This is a genomic window from Chryseobacterium sp. CH25 (assembly GCF_004119455.1).
GTDB lineage: Bacteria > Bacteroidota > Bacteroidia > Flavobacteriales > Weeksellaceae > Chryseobacterium.
The window spans coordinates 172,820-195,599 of record NZ_NRQT01000008.1 but is presented as its reverse complement, the minus strand read 5'-3'; the positions used below and the strand labels follow the sequence as shown (position 1 = coordinate 195,599).

The following is a 22,780-nucleotide window of genomic DNA, read 5'->3' as shown; positions in this document are numbered from 1 at the left end:
AAACTCATCAGAAGACGTATTTAAAAGATACAATTACGAGTATGATGGTCTGAACCGATTAAAGAATGGTTTCTACTCAGAACCTAATGCCACCAACCCCGGCAATGGTAATTTTGATGAATACCTTACCTATGATCTGAATGGGAATATTAATACTTTAAAAAGAAAAGCCATTCCTGTATCAGGGCAAACATCAGCTTTAGTAGATGACCTTGAGTATAAATACACAGGAAACCGTTTGAATCAGGTGATAGAATCAGCGATGAATGATACAGGATATGAAGGTGGCAATAATATGATAGATTATGATGCGAATGGAAATATGACCACCATGAAGGATAAAGGGATTAATTCTATTGTTTATAATCATCTTAATTTACCTGATCAGTTTTCTATAAAGCAGAAGCTTTCAGGATGGGATTATAACACCGATATAAGTCACCTGTACCGTGCAGATGGAACAAAACTCAGAACCACTAAGTATAGTGCAATGCAGGGAGATATAGGAGATACCACTACTACTGATTATCTGGATGGATTTCAGTATCGCTACTATGATAATGGATTAGGTGGGAGTCTTTTGTTACAGGATAAAACAAGTTTTGCCTATGAAGAGCAGGCTTATGCTCAAGCTACGAGGGCTATGTTTCCTTCTCAACCGAGGTGGCAGTTAGATTTTGTACCCACTTCAGAAGGGTATTACAGTTTCACAGAAAACCGTTATATTTACCAGTATAAAGATCACTTAGGAAATGCAAGGGTAAGCTTTGCTAAAAACAGCGCAGGAGTTCTTGAAGTAACTGATACCAATAATTATTACCCTTTTGGATTGAATCATATAGGTGGACTGAAAGGTTTAATAGGTGGATATAAGAGTTATAAGTACAATGGCAAGGAGCTTCAGGAATCTGGCATGTATGATTATGGTGCAAGAATGTATATGCCGGATATTGGAAGATGGGGCGTTGTAGATCCGCTAGCGGAGAAAATGACCAGATTTAGTTCGTATAATTATGCCTTTAATAATCCTATCAGATTTATTGATGCGGATGGAAGGGAGCCTGACGATATAATTGTTGGTCAAAAGTACCAAGCACAATTCAATAAAACTTTAACTAGTGTATTTGGGAAAGAAGCAAGTAATTTTAATTATGATAGTAATGGTAAACTTTCATTTTCTGGAGATACCAAAAATTTTAATTCTGACCAAAAAGCAGCATTTAAAGGCCTAGAAGGTTTAATGTCATCAAAGGATGTTACTAATGTTATTTATGAGCAGAATTATACAATAGTTGATAATAACGGGAATTCTATTTCTATTGATGCTTCTAAATCTGGAGGTGAATCTACAATTCTAAAAGCAGAAAATTCAAATATATCTGAAAATTATGTTATTGTAGATCCAAATGGGCCATCCTCAGTTACGGTACAAGAAGTGACCAGTAATTATTACTCATCTAAAGGAACTATGCCTTCCCTTGGAGATCCACCTAATTTTAAACCAGCAACTGTGCAAACTAATCCTGAAAACTCAACCTTTCATGGATTAGGTCACGTAATTAATGCAGGAAAGTCTCAAGAAAAAGTTTTAAATTACGACAACAAAACTAGAAGTCAGATGAATATGCCTAAAAGAAATCCTGACGAAACTCATAATCGTACAGTTACAACTGGCACAGGATCGGTATGGGAACAACGTTAAAGCCTATGGAAAAGTTACTTTTTATATTATTTTTTGTACTTGCTGGTAATTTAAATGCACAGTATAAAAGAAGCCTTTATTGCGATTGTAAAATTAAGGGAGTAAAAATATTGAATGATTTGAACGAACAAAAAGTCAATTTAAGTTCAAATTATTCAGAGGGAAGTCTACATCTTAAAATCACTAACAACACAAAAGATACAATTTTTGTATTTAAAAGTTATTTTGATAAAGATATTAGTACTTCTAATTATGTATACAGATATGATAAAAAAAACAATAAGGTTAATGTTTCTTTTCTCCCCTTGCTTCCTTATCTGTTCACGAAATATTCAGATAGAGTAGTTTTGGAAAATAGGATAATTAAAGATTATCAAGTTGTTTATGATTTTTATAAAATACCACCTTTCTATGAATATTTATTTAGCGTATCTGTAATAGATTTTGAAAGAAAGAAAGATTTTATTACAGATTTCAATGTATCGAAATTGAATAAATTTGAAAAAATAAAACGATTTAAAACAAAGAAACTAAACCAAAAGAATCCTTCTTTTGTTGTAAGTATTGCATATTATAATAATGTAGAAACTTTGTGTAATTCTAATTCTTATTATCAGGAGGAATTACAATTTAATAGCGCTGCCAAAGATTTTAAAATATTACAAAGCGCTATACAATAATCATCCCCCTGCTGCCGCACAAATCTTTTCGTGTGTTGAAGTAATAATAACCACTGCTATTTTGGTAGTGGTTATTATCTTTTGGTTTGAGAAAATAGTTATATTTACTATTACACAGATCACTTAGGAAATATACGCTTAAGTTATTTCAAAAATAATAACGGAGGTGTAGACATCCTTGAAGAAAATAACTATTATCCATTTGGAATGAAACACGAAGGATATAAAGGATGGCAAAAAGATTATCAAAAAGGCAGCGGAAAAAAATAACTAATATGAAGAAATATTATAGTTTGTATTTTATTTTATGTTCAATACTTTCTTTTTCTCAAGAGAGTAAATTAAGAGAATATTCATATAAAGCTCCGCATTATTATGAAAGCATTAATTTACTAAAGGATGGAACATTCAAATATTATAAAAAACAGAATTTTTAAAAGAAGAAATATTTGGTAATTGGCAATTGAGAAATGATAGTATTTTGGTTCTAGACAGTAGCCCGCAGAAGACTAGATTAGTTGTTAATGAGTCTTTAAAAAATGGTAAGAAAATAGTTTTCTATGTAAAAGATTCTCAAGGAAATTTCTTTAACTACTATTTATATGCAGTATATAATCAAAAGGACACAATTATTTATAAGGATCAGTTTGAAAAAACTATTGTCAAAAAGCGACCATCTGCTTTTTATATAATAAGTTCGGAGGGTAAACGTTCTCCAGTATATTATTTGAAAAGCAAAAAAGTAATTTTTTGATATAAAATTTGAACGACAAAGGATTTTTGAAAATGAACAATGGAAATTTGATGGGAGTAAAATAGTTCCTTTAGGCTTAGATGGTAAATATTCTAATTATGAGTTAAAAGAATAACAAAACTCACACTGCTCGAAGTCTCCTAACTTTGAATTGGCAAAAAAGCAAATTACCATGTGAATCTTTTCGTGTGGTAGTTTTTAATATATAAAACCGTTATATTTAACAGTATAAAGATCACTTAGGAAATGCCAGAGTAAGTTTTGCCAAAAACAGCGCAGGCGTTCTTGAAGTAACTGATACCAATAACTATTACCCTTTTGGATTGAATCATATAGGTGGACTGAAAGGCTTAATAGGTGGATATAAGAGCTACAAGTATAACGGCAAGGAATTGCAGGAGACCGGTATGTATGATTATGGAGCGAGATTCTATATGCCGGATTTGGGAAGATGGGGAGTTATGGATCCATTGGCAGAAAAAATGACAAGACATAGCCCTTATAATTATGCATTTAATAATCCTATGAGATTCATAGATCCAGATGGAAGAAAACCTGAAGATGATTTTAGACTGTTAAAAACCGGTAAGCTTGAATTAATTAGAAAAACGGATAGTGATGAAACTAAAGGGGTTCATACTATTTACAATGAAGATAATAGCAAATCGGTAACGGTTAATAAAGATGTTATTGATAATAGATTGGATGGAAAATCAACAGTTCGTGAGGGAGATGATTCAAAAGTTACAGATTCTTCTGTTTATATTTCAACAGATAAAAAATCAATGAAAAACTTTTTCAATTTCATCAAAGATAATGTTACTAATGAATTTAGCTTGGCAGGATATAAAAATGTAAAAGAAGGAGGAAAAGAAGTTTTTGCAATTTCTACTGAATATAAAAAATCTCAAGAAGGTGTTGGAGGGTATATGGCTTGGAAAATATTGAATAATAAAAGTATTAAGATGACTGAGTTTACACATTTACATCCAGGAGGAACACTTGTTCCATCAGGTTTTAATGGCCATGGATCACCAACAGAAGGTGATAGAGGAAATAAAATACTTTTTGAAAATGACTTTTATAAGAATAGAACTCCTGATAATTTTAATATAGTTGTACCAAATTCAAAAAAAACAATAATTTATGATTCTTCCAAATTTGAAGTTAAATAGATTTATTATAGTATTTTTATTAATATTTTTTTCTTGTAGTAAAGATAATACTGTTAATAATATAATAATAAATGAGGCAACACAAGTTATTAAAAATACTTCGCATTTAAAAAGTAACAATGTAGCATATTTATATAATGATATTAGAGATAATGATTCCATAATAGGAATTACTTATGGGTTACCTGTCTATGAAAAAGACAGATATTATGTGAAAAAAATTAATAACAAAGTTTTATTAATTGAAAAAAATATTTACAATCGTTTTTTCAAGAATGAAAATTTAAAATTTTGTAACGATCCTAGTTATTTTAGAAGTAAAGATTACTTTCCTAATATTGGAGAACCATATTTTGTTAATATATTTATAAAAAATGGTAAAGTACAAAAAATTGAAAGGCAAAATATTCCTGAAAAGTAACAATGAATTTGATTATTAAAGCCACTAATCTTGGTGGCTTTAATAATTATAAGTATAACGGGAAAGAACTACAAGAGACAGGAATGTATGATTATGGAGCGAGATTTTATATGCCGGATATCGGAAGGTTTGGAACTATAGACCCCTTAGCTGAAAAGTATCCTGATATATCGCCGTTTACATATGTTGCTAATAATCCGATAAAGTACACTGACCCGACGGGAATGTGGATTGATATTAAAGACGGTGATAACACTTACAGATATAATAATGGTAAGTATTACACACAAAATGCAGAAACCAAAAAGTGGGACGTAGAAGCAAGTGTGAAAAGTGATAGTTATGCTGGGCAAATTTTGTCTGCATTGACTTCCATTACGGGAGGAGATGAAAACTCATTTGGGTCTCAATATTTAAATCTATTTGCTAATGATGATATCAACACCACTATAAAGGATAGTAGTTTGAACGGATCTAATGCAGGTAAAAATGGTGCAACTCTTGATGGAAGTACTGTATTTACAGCATTTAAACAAGATGTTACATTAGACACAACTTCTGGTAGTAAACAATCACCTTTTCACGTTACGTTGTTCCACGAATTAGGACACAGTTTTTCAAATCAAGTTTTTGATAATAATATTTTAAGATCTGAATGGACAACTATTCTGCAAGAAAATGGTGATAGAAAAATTCCCAAAAGTGAAGTCTATTCCTCTACAATTGAGAATGTATTGAGAGCAGAGCAAAACTTACCACTAAGACTAAATTATTCACCAGATACAACAAATACACAATTAATTCAAAAGGTTTCAACAGTTCCATTAATTAATAATGTAATTTATAAACTGAATCCTGCTACTCAAAATATATTTAACTCAATTATTCAAAGTAAAAAATCAAAATAACTATGAAAAATTTATTAGGATTAATAATGGTATTTATTATCACAAGTTGTCAAAGTCAAAGCAACATACTTAAGGATGTTGAGAATTTACAAAAATTACATAATGAGCAAAATCAGAATTCAGGTAAAAGCAAAATATACTTAGGTAGGGGCTTTAAGCCAATAAAAACAATTTTGAATAGTCTAAAATCTGAATTAGAAAACAACAACATAATCCTCATATTTTCTTGGGCAAATACAATGCCTATAGCTAATACAAATACATTTTATGCATTAATATATGATGTCAATAAAGGAAAAAGCTACTATGCATATAATAAGCGAGAAAATTATAAAAATATTATTGTAGAAAATAAGAGTAATCGATATTTCATAGATCAAGAATATTTATTGAATGAATACTTAAAAAATAGAACTTTAAATCACTTGCAAAAGTTTGAAAATCAATCAAATTCAGCAGAGGTGGGAACGGATTATTATTTATTTGATACGAAAAATAGGCAAGTTTATTGTCTTGAAGATATCGTTTTTGAAGAAGGTAAACCTGCTAAATACGATTAGTAATCTATAAGCAGATAGTATCTATGAAGGAACCTTCAGCAAGTTATAAGAATTATAAGTACAATGGACAGGAGCTGCAGGAAACTGGTATGTATGATTATGGAGCAAGGATGTATATGCCGGATTTAGGTAGGTGGGAGTAGTAGATCCGTTGGCAGAAAAAATGACAAGACATAGCCCTTATAATTATGCATTTAATAATCCTATAAGATTTATTGATCCTGATGGTAGAGATCCTATTGACTATGTAGATGAAAAAGGTAAAAAAATAGGAACAGATGGTACAGATGTCGAAGGAGTTTTAATGATTACAAATAAGAGTGATCAAAGTGCAATAAAAGCTGCAGAGAAAAAAGGAGAGCATATTTCTACAGATAAATTAAATGAATTGAGCTCTAATATGATTGTTCCTCCTGATGGTACACTGAAAGAGTCTTTGAATGTTTTAGCAAGAGGGGATGCAAATGGAGGATTTAGAGAAGAGAGTTCTTCAATTTCGGGAGATAATGTAATAGCTATAGGAAAGACAGGTCCTTTACCCACAGTTGGTGCAGATGGAACGGCTACTGCACCAACCTCAATATCGACTAATGCGGGTACTCATACAACAATACATTTGCATCCAGCAGGAATGTTTGTTGCTAATGGAGTTCCTTATCCTTTTGATGCTTTATCTCCTACTTCGAGAGTAGATAATATCACCTTTTCAGGTATAGGAACGAATATAATTGTGGGAAGATTAGAAATAGGAACGAACTCTAATATTACTAAAAATTCAGATGGTAGTTTTAGTGATTCTAGACCTATTGGCGCTGCTGTATATAATAGTGACGGTTCTTTTAGAATGAAAATGGAAACTAAAGTAATTAAAAATATCTTAAATCGAAATACAAAATAAAATGATAAGAAAGTCGATAGTATTAATTTTAGTATTTGCAATGATTTTATTTAAGGCTCAAACTAAAAAGATCAATATTTTAATTATGATTGACGAAAAACCTTGTTTGATAGCAAATAATATGCTTATTAGTTCTCAGTCTATTGATTTAATTGATGTAGATTACATCGTGGGGACTATTAATTTGTCAGATGATAATTATGATAAGCTTATTAATAATAAGTCATCAAGTTTTAATATTGGTTTTGAAGCAATTTTACCCAAATTTACATTTGCTCAAAAATATTTAATTTCTATACCTAAAGAATTCTTAAATCAGAAATATATTATAATTAATATTTTTAATATAAATAATAAAATTTATAAAAAAATATTCAAAACTGATTAAGAATAATAAAGAATATTATGTAATAATAGAAACTCCAAATTCTATGAAATTTGATTAATGCTAAGCTGCCGCACGAATCCTTTCGTGTGGCATTTTTATTAAGAATGATCTATATTTACCAGTATAAAGATTACTTAGGAAATAGTAGAGTAAGTTTTGCCAAAAACAGCACAGGCGTTCTTGAAGTAACTGATACGAACAATTATTATCCATTTGGATTGAATCATATCAGTGAGTTTAAAGGTCTTTTGGGTGGGTATTTAAACTACAAGTACAACGGAAAAGAACTCCAGGAGACTGGGATGTATGATTATGGAGCAAGGATGTATATGCCGGATATTGGAAGATGGGGTGTGGTAGATCCGTTGGCGGAAGTTTCGAGAAGATGGAATCCTTACAACTATGCCTATAATAACCCGATAATGTTTGTTGATCCTGATGGAATGTTATCGGTAAGCTCCATTCAGGAAATGTGGGATAACACCTCAGGATCTAGTACTTGGACAAACAATGGAGATGGTACCTTTGATGGTGGAGAAGATGATCCTAAAAAGAAAAATGCAAGAAAGGCAGGGTCTTCCTCTGGAATGTCAGAAGCTGAATCATTAAAGGAGCTTGTGACTATTGACGGACAGAAATACCATAAAAATACAGGAAATCTTGGAGCACAAATTGGTAATAAAATAAATTCATTTTTTGGAGGGGACGATGATTACTTTGTAGAACATAAAGAGTACGATCCAGTATTAGATAAAGAACTTAAAACTGGAGCAGAAGTAGGCTCTTATTTTATTGGAGGTGTAGGAGGAAAAGCAGGAGTAAGAATTTTCAGTGAGAAAATGTTCATAAATAACCTAAAAAAAATAGGTTTTAAAGAATTACAAGTTACAGTGAAAGGCTATTCTACTGAAATGAATGCTTTCTTCAAATCTGGAGGCAAAGAAATTGTAAGTAAAAAAGCTCTACAAGCCTATAAGGAATTAGCTACGAGAATTGTTAATGGGACTGGAGGTGCTCCCGTAGGTAAAGCTACTGAAACAGCTCTTAAAATTCAAACTCAAAGACTAGAAATGATTAATAAAGCTTTAAAATAAACTATGGAGGATAAACAACAAAACCAATCAACTTTACTAAAAAAACATTTTATAAGTGAAGGTGTAAATAATTTTACAACCGTTGATGATTTAAAAATAAATCAATTTCAAAATAATAATGCAATATTAATTCCTTCGGATCTTAAACAATATTTTATACTAATAAATGGCAGTAATGATATCCCATTAGATAATCTATATGAATTTTATAGTATTGATAGGGTCAATAGAATATTGAATGAGTTTAAAGACTGGAGCGGAGTACCGGACTATAGTAAGTTAGATTTTCAAAAATTTGAAAATGTTTTTATTTTTGGAAACTATGAATTTAATTTTTACTCTTTTGGAATAGAGTTATTTAATACATCATCTTCTACAAACCGAATTTTTATTTTTTGTGGAGAAGAGTATAAAGTTATTGCCAATAGTTTTGATGATTTTATAGATATATACCTTAATAATCCTGAAGAAATATTCATGTAAATATTCTTTCTCCCCCCCGCTGTGCATTCTATAACTTTGAGCTGATAAACATAAAAAAAACACAGCAACAGTGGTGGTTTTCCATCTTGATCTTAAAAACCGTTATATTTACCAGTATAAAGATCACTTAGGAAATACCAGGGTAAGTTTTGCCAAAAACAGCGCAGGGGTTCTTGAAGTAACAGATACAAACAATTATTATCCATTTGGATTGAATCATATCAGTGAGTTTAAAGGTCTTTTGGGTGGGTATTTAAACTATAAGTACAACGGTAAGGAACTACAAGAGACAGGAATGTATGATTATGGGGCAAGGTTTTATATGCCGGATATTGGAAGATTTGGGGTTCATGATCCTTTAAGTGCATCAACATTAGATTCTTATGGTTATGCTTTCAATAATCCTATATTATTTATCGATCCAGATGGAAGATCACCTGAAGAAGTAGATTTTGATAAGAAACAAGATAACAAAAATGAGTTTAGTAATAAAAGAGGAGATAATAAAATTTCAACCGCTTTTGTAAATGAGAGAAATGGGAAAACTGTAATTGTGAACGATGGATTAGATGATGTTTTTATGTAGGAGAATTAGATTTTGCCTATGCAAAATTTTTCTCAAAACACATACCAGATTATAGTTCAGATAATAAAATAGCAAGTAGTTATAAGGATTTTTATTTTAGAATTAAATATGGCACCTATGCTGTACAAAACTGGAAGTATTGGATTGATTCAGGTCCTAATTGGGGGAAAATTAGCGGACAGATTTTATTAACAGTCGAAATGACACCTATCTCACCTGTAGGAGAAGCTGATGCAGTTGTTAAACTTACTAGAGGTGGACTAAAAGCGATAGGAAATTTAACTCATCTAAAAGATGTAACTGTTGCAGAAGCGGTAATTGCAAGAGGTGGAAAATTGGGTAATTTAAATGTTATTGAAGATGCCTATAAGAGTATGAAAGTTGTTGAAATAGCTAATAAAGCTGCACAAGGAGACGAAAAAGCCATGACTGCTTTGAAAATAATTAAACAAGCATCTTCTAAAGCTCAAAAATATTAATAATGAAAAATGATTTACACTGGATTTTAGGTAAAACAATCCAATCTATATATATAAAAAGAGATGAAAATTATAATAATAATATTATTTCAATTTATTTGACTATCGACAATAAGGGTATTGTAGTTAGGGTTAATCAAGATACAGATACAATATTAGTAGATAACTTAATCCATATAGATGATAATTTTAAAGAAGACTTAACTCTCAGTCATTTATTTGTAGATAAAAAAATTGTTTCTTTTTGGTTACCTGTCAACAATCTAGGATTTAATGATGTATTTATGTTAGGTCTTGATAGATTTATTCCTACGCATTTATTTAGTAGCATTGCATCTTGTATTAAAATCAATATAGTTAAGCAGATAGACTAGTTATAATTATAATCCAGCTCTGCAAAGTCTCCTGACTTTGAGCAATCAAAAATTATAAAAAGCTAAAAAAGAACCTTTGCTCTTGCAAAGGTTCTTTTTTTACACTCAACTTATATTTAAAAAGAAAATTTTATTCTTTAACTTTTTCTTTCTCAGTACCATGGCTTTCCTTAGTGTTGAAACCGATATAAGTCACCTGTACCGTGCAGATGGAACAAAACTCAGAACCACTAAGTATAGTGCAATGCAGGGAAATATAGGAGATACCACTACTACTGATTATCTGGATGGATTTCAGTATCGCTACTATGATAATGGATTAGGTGGGAGTCTTTTGTTACAGGATAAAACAAGTTTTGCCTATGAAGAGCAGGCTTATGCTCAAGCTACGAGGGCTATGTTTCCTGCTCAACCGAAGTGGCAGTTAGATTTTGTACCCACTTCAGAAGGCTTTTACAGTTTCACAGAAAACCGTTATATTTACCAGTATAAAGATCACTTAGGAAATACCAGAGTAAGTTTTGCCAAAAACAGCGCAGGCGTTCTTGAAGTAACAGATACCAACAATTATTACCCATTTGGATTGAATCATATCAGTGAGTTTAAAGGTCTTTTGGGTGGGTATTTAAATTATAAGTACAATGGTAAGGAGTTGCAGGAGACGGGGATGTATGATTATGGAGCGAGGATGTATATGCCGGATTTGGGTAGATGGGGTGTTGTGGATCCATTGGCTGAGAAGCTGAGAAGATGGTCACCATATAACTATGCATTTAATAATCCTATAAGATTTATTGATCCTGATGGACGAAGTCCTTTAAAAATAGGGAATCCTGAAAGTACTGATGCAAAAAGATTACAAAATGCATTATCAAAAACTCAAACAGGTAGAGAAACTTGGCAAAAAATGGTTGATTCAGAGAATACAATATATATACATTATGTTGGAAACTCTACTACGCAAGCAGAATCAAAATATCTTTCACAATCTGGAGCAAATGGTGAAACCATGACCGGAAAAATGTATAATGAATTACAAGCTAGTGGAAATGTTTCTTCAAAATCTATGGATACGATGGGGACGTTTAATGAAGAAACTGGAGAATATAATAAAACAGATGATTGGAAAGATACACACATTGTATTAAGTGAAAATCAGGTAGATATAGGGAATGCTGTTGGAGAATCTCTATATGGAGAAAAAGGGAATTTGATGGGTGATCTAAAAACAGGTGGTGAGGAAGCTATTCACTCTATTCAAAATAGTTTGGATTTTAATCAAAAAACTAAAAATCCTTCTACAGGAAAGTTTATAGAAAATCAAAATACCAAACCATATAATGAAAGACAACATGAAATTGATGCAAAGGAAAAAGCACAGCAAATGATTAATGAATTAATAAATTAACTATGGTAAGGATATTCTTTTTCTTCTTTTTCTGTTCTTTAAATGCTCAAAAAGTTGAGCCTATGCGAAATTGTTTTTGTGATACACATTCAAGCTCGAATACATTAAGAAAATATTACAATCCGAATCATTCACTTTCTATCAGTTCTAAAAAATCTAAAGTATTTTCGTTATCAGATGGAATTGTTTCAAAAATAATTAAGAATGGTAACTCAAATAGTATTGTAATAAAAAGTGATAGTTTATTTTTTATATATTCAAATATTGTAAATATTCCTAAAAAAATAATTCCTCAACAATTAATTAAGAAGAATGAAATTATTGGAAAAGGAAGTTTTTCCAATAAAAATTATTCTATAGAGGTGCAAATATACAAGGGAATTGAATTATTACCAGATATAACAGAATATATCAAATGTAGTTATTACTCAAAATAAGTATGACATTTGGCAACTGTTATATGCTTTTATAAGAAGGTATTTAAGTTATAAGTACAATGGCCAAGAGTTGCAGGAGACAGGTATGTATGATTATGGAGCGAGATTCTATATGCCGGACTTAGGAAGATGGGGTGTAGTGGACCCACTGACAGAGAAGATGCCAAGTTGGTCGCCATACGCATTTTCATTCGATAATCCTATAAGATTTATGGATCCCGATGGTCAAGAACCGTTTGACTGGGTGAGAAGAAAAGATGGTTCTATTTATTGGGACAATAAAGCAAATAATCAAAAAACTGCAAAAGCTGGAGAAACTTACATGGGTAAGACTTTACGAATAGGAATAGATAGTTATATAGATAAAAAACGTTGGGATGGTCCTAATCCTTGGTTTGATGTTTCAGGATCTAAACTACAATCTGATATATGGATTTTTTCTCAGGAAAATAGCAACGGAGAATTAACTGGAATTTCTACAACAATAAAGTCTGAAATTATGACGAATAAAGGCGGATTTAAGGGTGTGAAAATTGATTCAATGCCTGATATAGAGTCAAGTAAGAATTTTGTAGATGCTAACGGTAAATTTATTGGCTTTAATATTACAGTTGAAAAACACGCTCAAGTACCAGAAATTGAAAAATTAGGTTTGGCTGCTCAAGGATACGGGCCTGTTAATGTTGCTCAAAGAATAGATATTAATTACATAGGTAAAGATCTAAATATATCCTTTAAAACTGATGTTTTTCCTTCAGCTTCTGCAGGTATAATTGGCAAAGGAGGTTCATTTAAATTGATGCAATATGACCAACCTTCTTATAAAAAGACCCATAATCTAAAGGATAATGGAGTAAGAAAACCATATTTATATCCAAGAAATTAAAATGAAAAAAAGAATCTATTTATTTATTATATTTATTTCATTCATTACAAATCTCATATATTATATATGTTTTGTCTTATTGAAAACAGAAAACTCTATAACTACATTTTTTGAGGGATTAATTGATAATTTTCCAAGTAGTATATACTACTTGATGCCTTCTCTTATTCCTTCGTTATATTTTATTCTATTTGGAAGTATAATTTATATTCAAAAAAATATTTATTATAACTTGTTGTTAGCTATTATATTAATCGGTTTGGATGTTGTTTTTATAAGATTTTTTTATGGGGAAATAAATATTGATATGAGCCTTTTATTTATAAGAATTCTTTGTGTCATTTTTTACATATTTATTTGCATTTTATGTAATCGAAAAAACTTACGGAAAAATATAAAAAACCAACTCATTGAGTTGGTTTTTTATATCTCCCCACAGCACAAAGTTTGTAACTTTGAGCAGATAAAAATAAACTTTTACTGGCACGAGCTTCCAGTTCATATCTGTAAATACAAAAACCTTGCATCACGCAAGTTTTGTATATTCCAATGGTATTTTCTATTCAATTAAACGAGGATAATTGAGTTTTAAAAAAGAACTTAGAAGAATAGAATTATTTTTAGCGCAGAAATCTTATTTCAGTATCCTGAGCAGAGATTCTGTTACAATCTACCTTTATTCAGATACTCTTATCATGATTATTCTTCTGAACTTTGTCATACAAAATAACAGGTAAAAGCTAAAACAATATGCAAACAATATTAGGAGCCAATGGGCAGATTGGCGAAGAGCTGGCAAGAGAATTAAAAAGAAATTTTACTTCAGATATTCGTATTGTCAGCAGAAGTGCAAAAAAAGTAAATGATACGGATGAAGTATTCTCTGCAGACTTATCTATTCGGGAAAAGGCTATTGAAGCAGTAAAAGGAAGTGAAATTGCTTACTTTACATTAGGTCTTCCTATGAATTCAGATCTTTGGGAGAAGCAGTTTCCTCTGATCCTTCAAAATGTTATTGATGCCTGCAAAATCAACGGAACAAAGCTTGTTTTCTTTGATAATACTTATATGTATCCACAGGATGATCGTATTTTAACTGAAAATACAGTTTTTAAGCCGGTAGGCCGAAAAGGAAGAGTAAGAAAGAAAATGGCAGAAATGGTATTGAAAGCAATGGAATCCGGTGAGCTGGAAGCTGTTATCTGCCGTGCTCCCGAGTTTTATGGGCCGGGAAAAACACAGAGTATTACCAATACATTGGTCTTTAACAATATTAAAGAAGGAAAAAAACTGAAGGTTCCATTAAAAACAAATAAAAAACGAAGCCTGATATGGACTCCGGATGCAAGCCGTGCAACAGCTTTAATTGGGAATACACCCGATGCATTTGGGCAAACGTGGCATCTTCCGGTGGATAAGAGTCATCCAACTTATACAGAGTTTATCAGAATTGCTTCCGAAGTTTATGGAAAAGATTTGAAGTATGCTGCGGTTCCTAAATTCATTTTTAAGATTGGTGCTTTATTCAATAAAAAAGTAAAAGAATTATTGGAACTCCTTCCAAGATATGAGCACGATAATATATTTGATGATTCAAAATTCAGAACCCGGTTTCCTGAATTTCAGGTGACTACTTATGAACAGGGAATCAGTCAGATTAAAAATGAACAGCTTTCAGGAAAATAATAAAATTGTAACTTAGTATGAGTAGTCCATTAGTTTGTAGAGTTCTATCATTTTGAATACAGACTGAAGGTCTGTGAACGGAGTTCAAAAGCGTAATGAAGAATCTCAATAAAAATCTTTCGGCAGGTCTTTATGTATAATTATCTGTGAATATCTGGGTTATCTGTGGGAAAAATCTGCAGGATCTGCTCAACCAGCTAGAAGAAAGAAATGGTATTTTTAATGGAGATAAACAGATTCCTCCTTCGTCTGAATGACAGCGTGTAGCTGACGTACATAAAAAGCAAAAATATAACAATTATGAAAACACCAATAAAAGTTTCATCAATCAATGCTATGCATCAGGCTTTGGGGCTGAAAAAACCTTCAAATCCGTTAATCAGTGTATTCAATTTTGATGATGTAAAGATAGAACCTGAAACCATTCTGAGTTCGGTCATTACAGACTTTTATGCAGTAGCTCTCAAGAAGGATTGTGCAGGAGGAAAATTTAAATATGGACAGCAATATTATGATTTCGAGGAAGGGATTATGTATTTTACCGCTCCACAGCAGGTCTTACAATTTGAAGATGTTCTTCTGAATGAGGTGGAAGGGTTTGTATTGGTGGTACATCCTGATTTTCTTCAGGGCTATCCGCTGGCATCAAAGATTAAAGACTATGGATTTTTTTCCTATACAGCCAATGAAGCCCTGTTCCTTTCCGAAAAAGAAGAAAAATCAATCATGGATATTATTGATAATGTAGAACAGGAGATTGATGCCAATATGGATTCTTTTACTCAGGATCTGCTGGTGTCCAATCTGGATCTGTTACTGAAATATTGTGATCGTTTTTACAACCGTCAGTTTTTAACCCGTAAAAAAGTGAATAATGACCTTCTTTCAAAACTGGAAATCCTGCTTGATGAGTATTTCAGGAATGACCAATTGATTCTCAATGGTATTCCCAGTGTTCACTTTGTGGCGGAAAAACTCAATCTGAGTGCCAATTACCTCAGTGATATGCTTCGGGTACAGACAGGGCAAACCACCCAGCAGCATATTCAGAACCGATTGATTGAAAAAGCTAAAGAATTACTGTCTACTACAGAAATGTCGGTTTCAGAAATTGCCTATCAGTTAGGATTTGAGCATCCGCAATCTTTTCATCGCCTGTTTAAAAGCCGAACCTCAGTTTCTCCGTTGGAGTTTAGAGCGTCTTTTAACTAAATTACTTTCGAGATTTGTAATGAACTATTCGTAATTCATAATTTTTTTACAGGACTTTTTTAAAACCATTCTGCTGGGCTCATCCGGCTCTGTTGCCTTTGTAATCCAGCATAGAATCTTTGAAAATTGAAAAGTTATCCAATATCAAACATCCAGGTATAAATATTTTCATTGGTGCTGATGCTCAGTTTTTTCCGGATTCTGTATTTTTTGCTCACCACAGAATTCACCGTTACATTCTTATATTGGGCAATTTCTTTTGTGGACAAATTCAGTTTTATTAAAGCACAATATTCCAGATCAGATTGAGTAAGCTGAGAATTAATCTGTAGAAGCTGCGGATTAAATTTAGGAAACAGCTTGGAGAATTTCAAATGAAAATATTTATCATTGTTTCTGGCCAATGTGATAAGTTCCTCCAGACTTTGAACCTCAATATTATTATTTTGATCAATCGTCTGCTTATCAAAAGATTCCGAATTTTCAATCATTTCAGATTCATCATTTTCATACGTTAATCCATCATCTATATCATCATTATTAAGGTTTGTTTTTTTGCGGCTATAATGTCTATAGGTGAAAAAGGCAGCAATGATGAATAATATAAAAATGATAATATAGATAAGACTGTCATATTTTTCTAAGAAATTTTTTTCTTCAGGCAGATCTGTTTCATCAGTGAGAAGAGGAGAATTCAGTATCTTTTTTTCAATGATAGAGATACTGTCTGTAATTTTTTTAGCTTTTGTAGCAAAGAAAGCCTGGTTTTTATAATCCTGAAGTCCTTGGTAAGCCGTAGCTTTTCCTGCATAAATATCTTTTAATGATATTGAGTATATTTTATACTTTTTTGCTAAATATTCAGATGTTTCAAAATACTCCAGAGCCTTTTCAAAATTTTTTCTTTTATTTTCTATATTTCCCTTAATTATATAATGAGTGATAAAATCAGAATGGTCGTTCTCATTTTTTAAATGGTCTTCAAACTTTTTAAGGTAAACCTCAGCCTCCTGAAGCTTATTTAATGAGTAGTACTCATTGGCCAAATCTTGTGCAAATGATGCCAGATAAAAGTTTTTATATGAAAATTTATTATCAATTTTTTAGATTCGTTATATCCTTGCTGAAGATAAATTATTACCGAATCTTTCTGGTTTGTATTATTTTCTTTCTTTACATTTCTAGCTAATGTTCTGTAGACTGAAGATTTCACTATAGGAACATTCTCTTTAGGAATATGTGCAAGAGCAATAAGGCATTTGGATAAAGCTTGTCTTGATTTTTTTGTATAGCCAATTTCTGTATAGATCATCCCCTCATTTAGGTAAAGTTGGGATAAAGCATTGTCGTTTTTATCGTTTTCTGCTAAAGCTATTCCTTCAGAAATTTTTCTAAGGGCCTCTTCATATTGCTGTTCATTTGTATATACCTCAGACATCTTTAAAATAGCTTTTAAAACACCCTTCTCATAATGAGCTTCCTTTGATCGGTAATAAACTTCAGTACAAATACGGAGAATTTCTTTGGAACCTTTGTCCAAATAAGCACTTTTATTCAATGTGAGTTCAAATAAACTATCAATGCTTTTTATTTGCCCAATATTATTTTGGGCAGAAATAAAGTTGCCTAACAGAACGAATAAAAAGAATAATATTCTAATTTTCATGATAGAGGCATTTAAAAAAACAATTCAGCAGTGCTTTGGAAATATTTAAACTTATTTTTTCAATATTAAATATTTGCTTATATAAATTTAATACAATAATTGTAATGTTTAAAGAAAAATTTTTCTCCACTTGCTTACTGTATTTCTGCTTAATTTGAAATGTTTTGCCAATTGAATATTATTGAATTTATTTTTCCTTTGATATTCCAGGATATTTCTTATTGTTTCTTCATCATAACAACGATGTTTTTGGTTCATATCCTCATTATTTTCTGTAGTGTCAAATACCATTTTATTCATTTTTATAACTTCCAGTGCAGACAGGCTGTCTTTTTGTAGAAGTGGAAAATCCTGATTCTTTTTTTGAGGAAATTTAAACTCAATGATATCACTGAAAATTTTAATGTAATTAGGTTTATTTAACTGATTTTTGGGTATTTGCTCATCCATTTGTGTAAGGTAGTTTTAGGAATATTATATTCTTCTATTATTTGCTGTTTACTCTTTTTTCCGCTGTGTATAAGATCTGTCACAAACTCTATGATCTCTTTTGTATATATACTTTTCCTGAAATGGGGAAGGTCAGATTTTATACTGGAATCTTTTTTTGTATGAGATGGTGGAGCGAAAAGTATCAAATACTGAGAGTAGATTCTGAAAAAATCATACTCAAGTAAAGTACTGAACTTCATGAGGGTTTCTGTTCCAATATATTTTTCTGATAAGATTTCTTCCAATTCAGCATCAGAACATTTCAAAAATTTACAGATACGTTCTTTCTCTATTTTGAATTCATTAATACGCTGATTGATAAGAGATCCTATATGGATGTTCTTGAAATTAAAAGACATTACATTTGTGTTTTTATTATTGAAGGTTGTTTTTATAGGGACTTTTTAAAAACCTGTGCAGATATTGCTCCTTTCCCCCAGTTGAAGTTATTATTGGCCGGATTTGAATCATACATATTAAAAATAAAGCTTACAGATTGTGTTCCCGTTACTTTTTCTATATATCCGTTCAGGCTGTATGTTATCGTTTGAGGGGTAGAACTACTGTTTACTACTGTTTCTGTATAGGTTGCCCCTACACTTACCATAGTGAAATAACCACCTGGGGTTAGGCTACTAATAATTTGTGGAATTGTATACTTTCTTGATCCGCTTGCAGCCTCAACTCCGTTTTTAAGAAAACGAATTCCCATATATCCACCAAAAGAATTAACAGACGGATTGTTGAATCCTATTGGAGTTGAATAAGTTACGATAACCTGAGTAGTAGTTAAAGCAGGAATAGTAACGGTAACTCCTAATCCAAGATTGATATTATTAATCGTACTGGTGGAAGGAGCGCCGGAAACAGTTTGGGTAATACTGTTTGCTGCTATGGAAGAATATACATTGTCAAGCTGATAATTATTGGTATTGCTGGGTACAAAAGTAGTCCATTGTGCAGCAGCTGAGGTTCCATAGTTAATATAAAATCCTTCACCATTCACCAGGGAGGTATTGGTATTATAAATTACCAATCCTTTGGCTGGGGAGGCAATGGTTGTAATATCTGTTTCATTCTGTAAAGCAATTCTGGGAATTAGTAAACCCTTATCAGATGAGTTTAGATGCAAAATTGCTGACGGATCTGGATTAGATGTATTAATCCCTACACTTCCTGTTTGTGAATATACACTGAAGCTTCCGAATACTAATAATAATGCGGTAATTTTCATAGGTGCTTTTTTTTACAAAGCTAAATTCAAAATCTGTATGAAGCTATAAACAAAGGCTGTTGAAATCTATTGAAACATATCGAAAATAATCAGAAATAAAGGGAATCTAAAAAAATCAGCTCATTTAATATGCTTTGTGAATTTTCTGTTTTGCTAGAATTTTTTTTCTACAGAGGATACAAGATTGTCAGTTGGTTACTGCATCAATGTTTTTTTGAGTTGGAATGTGGAATTTTAATCCTGTTTACTTAAAAACAGCTTAAAATGAGGTTTGTTATACATTTTGATTGGATGTGATAGTTTTCGATAGATGTTGACAGCTTGAAAATTATTGTGTGTTAATGGCTTGTAATACTTTTGCAAGCAGAAAATTAATGATTTGGTAATCATGTTTTTAGATTGGTTAATGTGTTTTGTGATTCTAGATATTTTATATCATGCTTCTTAAAAACAATTACCCAAGTAAACTCAGGAAAACTATTATTAATTCTTATAATTAATTTAATCAAAAAGCACAAATGATGAAAAAATTAAGCTTTCATTTAATACTCTTAAGTTCTCTCTATTTTGGACAGACGGGAAATGTAGGAATCAATACTGCAACACCCAAAAAAACACTGCACGTAAATGGCAGCTTGCAGATTACTAATGAATTAGCTACAGGTGGAGATGCTGCAACTGCTGGTAATGCTGGGCTATTGGGACAGGTACTTAAGTCTAATGGACCAGGAGCTGCACCTACATGGCAGGAATTAGTACCTGCTACTGCTACCGGAACAGGAACGGTAATCTCAATAAATGGAAAACTTATTGTAGCACAAGAGATTACGGTTTTGATGACTAGTGATTATACGTTTGCAGCTTTAGGTACACCTATGCCAATAGGTAACCTCAACAATGAGATTATAGATAATGAAAACCGCTATTCCGGATCTGCGGCAGGTAACTCATTTACCGTTACAGCAGACGGAACATACCAGATCATGATGAATGCCCAGCTGTCTTCAGCTTTTCCTGCCAGATTTCCTGTAATTGGGGTTTGGGATGATACTACCGGCAATTGGATTGCAAGAGTGAATGATGAATATTTATCAAGTAATACGAGTAGTGCTCCTTTGCAGACATATACTCTTATTACGGCGGTCCCTATGCTAGCTTCGCATACTTATTCTTTTAGAGTATCTAATACTGAAGTTACTACTATAAAAGCCATAAGCTCTGGTAGTACAGGAAGCGGACCTGTAACTTTTGCTTCTATAAAAAGATTAAAATAAGGACATTTAAAAAAACAAATTTCATATAAGGAGGTAGTTAATACCTGATGAATGCCTGAAGCTCTTGCTTCAGGTATTTTCATTTTATGAGAAATACGGCGGCCTAAGAGTACTCAATGATCTACATCCTGGAATTTGATTACTTGTGATATGTTTTGATAAATATTGATAGCTTGAATTCTAGTTTAATTGTTTGTTTACCAGTTACTTTTGCGGGGTTAAAAACTAAGGCAATGAGAAAAAAATACAAACAATATTTGTTTTTGGACATGTGACTATTAATACAAACCAGCATCTGTAAAGTCTTCTGCTTTGGTTCCTTCTGCTTTTCAAAACACAAAAAAAAATGCCATTTGGCAAAACATACTAAAGCCTAACTTTTGGTGTACTTTTTCATACACAAATGTTTATTATAAAGATTACTCACATAGCATACGTTCCCCACCTATTTTTCATGAGAACATTGATATATAAAAAAAACTCTAAGAAAACTCTAAGAAAATTAAAAAAATAATATTTCGTATAAATACACAAATGACAACAAATAAATTATTTAAAAGCCTGTACCTTCTCATATTTTTTCCATAGTATGGACTGGGCAGTTAAAAGCACAAGGTGTAGACGTCATTTTCTGGATGGATAATAGTTTATCTATTGATGCTACAGAATGGAATAATATGAGTGCTTCCACAAAAACTTTAATTGACAAAGTACTTTCATGTAATCCCAATAATAGAGTCGCAGTTGTACATTATGGAGCAAGTGGTTTTGATTCACCAAGTAGTAAAATTTATATTGAATCAGACTTCTCCAATAATGTAACAGCAGTAAAAAGCTTTGTAAGGAGAACCTCTAATGTTGGAGATAATGATTTTGCGCCTGGAAGTCTTATGTTAATTGGTAATGCTTTGGACAATATTTCTAACACTAGCGTTGTAAGTCCTCAAAAAAGATTAAATAAGTTGACAACAAATAAGTTAGTTATTTTTCTTTTTACAGATGCAAGTAGGGAGGCTTTTAGTAGTCAGCTTGTTTCGCCTGGGCCTAATCCATTTGGAGTATATAATGTATTTAAATCTACCAGACAAGCTACATTTGTTGTCCTTCATGCAGATGCGATCCCTGAAGCTCAGGCTGCATCAGCTGCGATTGCTTCAACAGGAGGTAGCTACAATGGTGATGTGGAGGCTAATTCAGGAGATCCTCAAGGAAGTGGCACAAAACCAAGAAAAGCGATAATGAGTCCCACTTTTGATATTTCTTCTATCGATATATCTACAATCACAAATGATATTTGCAGATCTTGTGCACCAACTGTAAAAATAAATGCAGTAACTCCACCTTCACAGAGCGTATGCCTTAATGGTACAGCTCAAGCTTTGGTTTCAAATGCTGTAGGAACAGGTACTTTAAGCTATCAATGGTATAGTAATACTATAAATAGTGCTACGGGAGGAACTCCTATTTCTGGAGCCAACTCTGCTAATTATAACCCTCCAACAGCAGTTGCAGGAACACTATATTATTATGTTGTTGTTTCGGATTCATACTGTGAAGGAAACTCAACATCCTCTGTTATTTCTGTAACTGTTGACACTTCTATTATGTGTGGGTGTTATAAAGATCCTATTACTGCACCTTCAGGTTCCAGATTACCGACAAAAGTAGGGATTTCTGCACTTGGAAGAGGCGGAGCAGACGGAGCAGATAACTGGCCTATGGTTCGCAATGGCGGTTGGATAGCATTGGAGTCTAAAACTAAAGGTTTTGTAGTGAACAGAGTGGCATTTTCCGATGCAGATAACAATCCTGCTACGCCAGAAGTACCTATAGGAATTAGTTCTGATAATTTTGTAGAAGGGATGATGGTTTACGATACTACCAACAAATGTTTAAAGATTTATACAGTTAAAAATGGTGGACCTGATTATGCCTGGTATTGTGTAATTACACCTGCCTGCCCAGACTAACAAAGAATTGTGA

The 22,780-nt window shown here is 32.1% G+C and carries 24 protein-coding genes and 2 pseudogenes; 21 read left to right on the top strand and 5 right to left on the bottom strand.

Annotated elements, in window-relative coordinates; genetic code table 11:
• From BOQ64_RS17880 to BOQ64_RS17795, 19 genes and pseudogenes are all read left to right on the top strand, one after another.
• The coding region (locus tag BOQ64_RS17880; RefSeq protein ID WP_164975838.1) for an RHS repeat-associated core domain-containing protein at positions 1–1,702 on the top strand (1,702 nt) is incomplete at its 5' end.
• Positions 1,703–1,707: 5 nt separating this feature from the next.
• Positions 1,708–2,382 (top strand): hypothetical protein, encoded by a 675-nt coding sequence (locus tag BOQ64_RS17875; RefSeq protein ID WP_129059784.1) that lies wholly within the window; start codon positions 1,708–1,710, stop codon positions 2,380–2,382.
• A 1,074-nt stretch (positions 2,383–3,456) separates the two neighbouring features.
• A pseudogene (locus BOQ64_RS24610) lies at positions 3,457–3,672 on the top strand (RHS repeat domain-containing protein); the annotation flags it as partial.
• A complete protein-coding gene (locus tag BOQ64_RS24140; RefSeq protein ID WP_228448454.1) occupies positions 3,661–4,311 on the top strand; it encodes a JAB-like toxin 1 domain-containing protein in 651 nt (216 codons plus the stop codon). The pseudogene BOQ64_RS24610 and the gene BOQ64_RS24140, both read left to right, overlap by 12 nt.
• Complete coding sequence (locus tag BOQ64_RS17865; protein ID WP_129058568.1) at positions 4,283–4,732, top strand: hypothetical protein; 450 nt, start codon at positions 4,283–4,285, stop codon at positions 4,730–4,732. The genes BOQ64_RS24140 and BOQ64_RS17865 overlap by 29 nt, the downstream gene beginning before the upstream one ends.
• 2 nt (positions 4,733–4,734) lie before the next feature.
• A complete protein-coding gene (locus BOQ64_RS17860) occupies positions 4,735–5,640 on the top strand; it encodes an RHS repeat-associated core domain-containing protein (RefSeq protein ID WP_129058567.1) in 906 nt (301 codons plus the stop codon).
• A 2-nt stretch (positions 5,641–5,642) separates the two neighbouring features.
• A complete protein-coding gene (locus BOQ64_RS17855; RefSeq protein WP_129058566.1) occupies positions 5,643–6,200 on the top strand; it encodes a hypothetical protein in 558 nt (185 codons plus the stop codon).
• 53 nt (positions 6,201–6,253) lie between these two features.
• Positions 6,254–6,439 (top strand): annotated as a pseudogene (locus BOQ64_RS24915) (RHS repeat-associated core domain-containing protein); the annotation flags it as partial.
• A 660-nt stretch (positions 6,440–7,099) separates the two neighbouring features.
• Positions 7,100–7,486 (top strand): hypothetical protein, encoded by a 387-nt coding sequence (locus BOQ64_RS17845; RefSeq protein WP_129059782.1) that lies wholly within the window; start codon positions 7,100–7,102, stop codon positions 7,484–7,486.
• A gap of 86 nt (positions 7,487–7,572) precedes the next feature.
• The gene (locus tag BOQ64_RS24765) at positions 7,573–8,580 is read left to right on the top strand and encodes an RHS repeat-associated core domain-containing protein (protein ID WP_317127606.1); all 1,008 of its coding nucleotides are present in this window, start codon (positions 7,573–7,575) and stop codon (positions 8,578–8,580) included.
• Positions 8,581–8,583: 3 nt separating this feature from the next.
• The gene (locus BOQ64_RS17835) at positions 8,584–9,063 is read left to right on the top strand and encodes an SMI1/KNR4 family protein (RefSeq protein WP_129058564.1); all 480 of its coding nucleotides are present in this window, start codon (positions 8,584–8,586) and stop codon (positions 9,061–9,063) included.
• 70 nt (positions 9,064–9,133) lie between these two features.
• Positions 9,134–9,649, top strand: a complete 516-nt coding sequence (locus tag BOQ64_RS17830) for an RHS repeat domain-containing protein (RefSeq protein WP_129058563.1) — start codon at positions 9,134–9,136, stop codon at positions 9,647–9,649.
• A gap of 200 nt (positions 9,650–9,849) precedes the next feature.
• Entirely contained in the window at positions 9,850–10,128 is a 279-nt protein-coding gene (locus BOQ64_RS17825; protein WP_129058562.1) for a hypothetical protein, read from the top strand.
• 2 nt (positions 10,129–10,130) lie between these two features.
• Positions 10,131–10,502, top strand: a complete 372-nt coding sequence (locus BOQ64_RS17820) for a DUF6334 family protein (protein ID WP_129058561.1) — start codon at positions 10,131–10,133, stop codon at positions 10,500–10,502.
• 160 nt (positions 10,503–10,662) lie between these two features.
• Positions 10,663–11,910 carry an RHS repeat-associated core domain-containing protein gene (locus tag BOQ64_RS24760; protein ID WP_317127605.1) on the top strand — a complete coding sequence of 416 codons (1,248 nt, stop codon included), beginning with the start codon at positions 10,663–10,665 and terminating at the stop codon, positions 11,908–11,910.
• A 2-nt stretch (positions 11,911–11,912) separates the two neighbouring features.
• Positions 11,913–12,347 carry a hypothetical protein gene (locus tag BOQ64_RS17810; protein WP_129058560.1) on the top strand — a complete coding sequence of 145 codons (435 nt, stop codon included), beginning with the start codon at positions 11,913–11,915 and terminating at the stop codon, positions 12,345–12,347.
• Positions 12,348–12,417: 70 nt separating this feature from the next.
• Complete coding sequence (locus BOQ64_RS17805) at positions 12,418–13,233, top strand: RHS repeat domain-containing protein (RefSeq protein WP_410494476.1); 816 nt, start codon at positions 12,418–12,420, stop codon at positions 13,231–13,233.
• Between the two features lie 750 nt (positions 13,234–13,983).
• Positions 13,984–14,919, top strand: coding sequence for an NAD-dependent epimerase/dehydratase family protein (locus tag BOQ64_RS17800; RefSeq protein WP_129058559.1), 936 nt, complete (start codon positions 13,984–13,986; stop codon positions 14,917–14,919).
• A 300-nt stretch (positions 14,920–15,219) separates the two neighbouring features.
• Positions 15,220–16,131 (top strand): helix-turn-helix domain-containing protein, encoded by a 912-nt coding sequence (locus BOQ64_RS17795; protein WP_129058558.1) that lies wholly within the window; start codon positions 15,220–15,222, stop codon positions 16,129–16,131.
• A 134-nt stretch (positions 16,132–16,265) separates the two neighbouring features.
• On the opposite strand, the gene BOQ64_RS17790 is transcribed toward BOQ64_RS17795, so the two are convergent.
• The 5 genes from BOQ64_RS17790 to BOQ64_RS17770 form a co-directional block, all read right to left on the bottom strand.
• Entirely contained in the window at positions 16,266–17,177 is a 912-nt protein-coding gene (locus BOQ64_RS17790) for a helix-turn-helix transcriptional regulator (protein ID WP_129058557.1), read from the bottom strand.
• Positions 17,153–17,797, bottom strand: coding sequence for a hypothetical protein (locus BOQ64_RS17785; protein ID WP_129058556.1), 645 nt, complete (start codon positions 17,795–17,797; stop codon positions 17,153–17,155). Before BOQ64_RS17785 ends, BOQ64_RS17790 begins: the two co-directional genes overlap by 25 nt.
• Before the next feature lie 108 nt (positions 17,798–17,905).
• Entirely contained in the window at positions 17,906–18,247 is a 342-nt protein-coding gene (locus tag BOQ64_RS17780; protein ID WP_129058555.1) for a helix-turn-helix domain-containing protein, read from the bottom strand.
• Positions 18,217–18,648, bottom strand: coding sequence for a transposase (locus BOQ64_RS17775; RefSeq protein ID WP_129058554.1), 432 nt, complete (start codon positions 18,646–18,648; stop codon positions 18,217–18,219). The genes BOQ64_RS17780 and BOQ64_RS17775 overlap by 31 nt, the downstream gene beginning before the upstream one ends.
• Before the next feature lie 32 nt (positions 18,649–18,680).
• The gene (locus BOQ64_RS17770) at positions 18,681–19,523 is read right to left on the bottom strand and encodes a hypothetical protein (protein WP_129058553.1); all 843 of its coding nucleotides are present in this window, start codon (positions 19,521–19,523) and stop codon (positions 18,681–18,683) included.
• A 518-nt stretch (positions 19,524–20,041) separates the two neighbouring features.
• Here BOQ64_RS17770 and BOQ64_RS17765 point away from each other — a divergent pair.
• Together BOQ64_RS17765 and BOQ64_RS17760 are read left to right on the top strand one after the other, a co-directional pair.
• Positions 20,042–20,797 (top strand): hypothetical protein, encoded by a 756-nt coding sequence (locus BOQ64_RS17765; RefSeq protein ID WP_129058552.1) that lies wholly within the window; start codon positions 20,042–20,044, stop codon positions 20,795–20,797.
• Positions 20,798–21,372: 575 nt separating this feature from the next.
• Positions 21,373–22,767: a VWA domain-containing protein gene (locus tag BOQ64_RS17760; RefSeq protein WP_317127609.1), complete on the top strand. Its 1,395-nt coding sequence runs from the start codon at positions 21,373–21,375 to the stop codon at positions 22,765–22,767.
• Positions 22,768–22,780: the final 13 nt, after the last annotated feature.

Excerpts from the sequence above, each read along its gene's own strand:
- BOQ64_RS17820 (WP_129058561.1), top strand. The coding sequence starts at position 10,131 with ATGAAAAATGATTTACACTGGATTTTAGGTAAAACAATCCAATCTATA.
- BOQ64_RS17780 (WP_129058555.1), bottom strand. The coding sequence starts at position 18,247 with ATGGATGAGCAAATACCCAAAAATCAGTTAAATAAACCTAATTACATT.
- BOQ64_RS17875 (WP_129059784.1), top strand. The coding sequence starts at position 1,708 with ATGGAAAAGTTACTTTTTATATTATTTTTTGTACTTGCTGGTAATTTA.
- BOQ64_RS17785 (WP_129058556.1), bottom strand. The coding sequence starts at position 17,797 with ATGAAAATTAGAATATTATTCTTTTTATTCGTTCTGTTAGGCAACTTT.
- BOQ64_RS17810 (WP_129058560.1), top strand. The coding sequence starts at position 11,913 with ATGGTAAGGATATTCTTTTTCTTCTTTTTCTGTTCTTTAAATGCTCAA.
- BOQ64_RS24760 (WP_317127605.1), top strand. The coding sequence starts at position 10,663 with ATGGCTTTCCTTAGTGTTGAAACCGATATAAGTCACCTGTACCGTGCA.
- BOQ64_RS17845 (WP_129059782.1), top strand. The coding sequence starts at position 7,100 with ATGATAAGAAAGTCGATAGTATTAATTTTAGTATTTGCAATGATTTTA.
- BOQ64_RS17865 (WP_129058568.1), top strand. The coding sequence starts at position 4,283 with ATGATTCTTCCAAATTTGAAGTTAAATAGATTTATTATAGTATTTTTA.
- BOQ64_RS17800 (WP_129058559.1), top strand. The coding sequence starts at position 13,984 with ATGCAAACAATATTAGGAGCCAATGGGCAGATTGGCGAAGAGCTGGCA.
- BOQ64_RS17765 (WP_129058552.1), top strand. The coding sequence starts at position 20,042 with ATGATGAAAAAATTAAGCTTTCATTTAATACTCTTAAGTTCTCTCTAT.
- BOQ64_RS17825 (WP_129058562.1), top strand. The coding sequence starts at position 9,850 with ATGACACCTATCTCACCTGTAGGAGAAGCTGATGCAGTTGTTAAACTT.
- BOQ64_RS17855 (WP_129058566.1), top strand. The coding sequence starts at position 5,643 with ATGAAAAATTTATTAGGATTAATAATGGTATTTATTATCACAAGTTGT.
- BOQ64_RS17835 (WP_129058564.1), top strand. The coding sequence starts at position 8,584 with ATGGAGGATAAACAACAAAACCAATCAACTTTACTAAAAAAACATTTT.
- BOQ64_RS17770 (WP_129058553.1), bottom strand. The coding sequence starts at position 19,523 with ATGAAAATTACCGCATTATTATTAGTATTCGGAAGCTTCAGTGTATAT.
- BOQ64_RS24140 (WP_228448454.1), top strand. The coding sequence starts at position 3,661 with ATGAGATTCATAGATCCAGATGGAAGAAAACCTGAAGATGATTTTAGA.
- BOQ64_RS17775 (WP_129058554.1), bottom strand. The coding sequence starts at position 18,648 with ATGTCTTTTAATTTCAAGAACATCCATATAGGATCTCTTATCAATCAG.
- BOQ64_RS17795 (WP_129058558.1), top strand. The coding sequence starts at position 15,220 with ATGAAAACACCAATAAAAGTTTCATCAATCAATGCTATGCATCAGGCT.
- BOQ64_RS17860 (WP_129058567.1), top strand. The coding sequence starts at position 4,735 with ATGAATTTGATTATTAAAGCCACTAATCTTGGTGGCTTTAATAATTAT.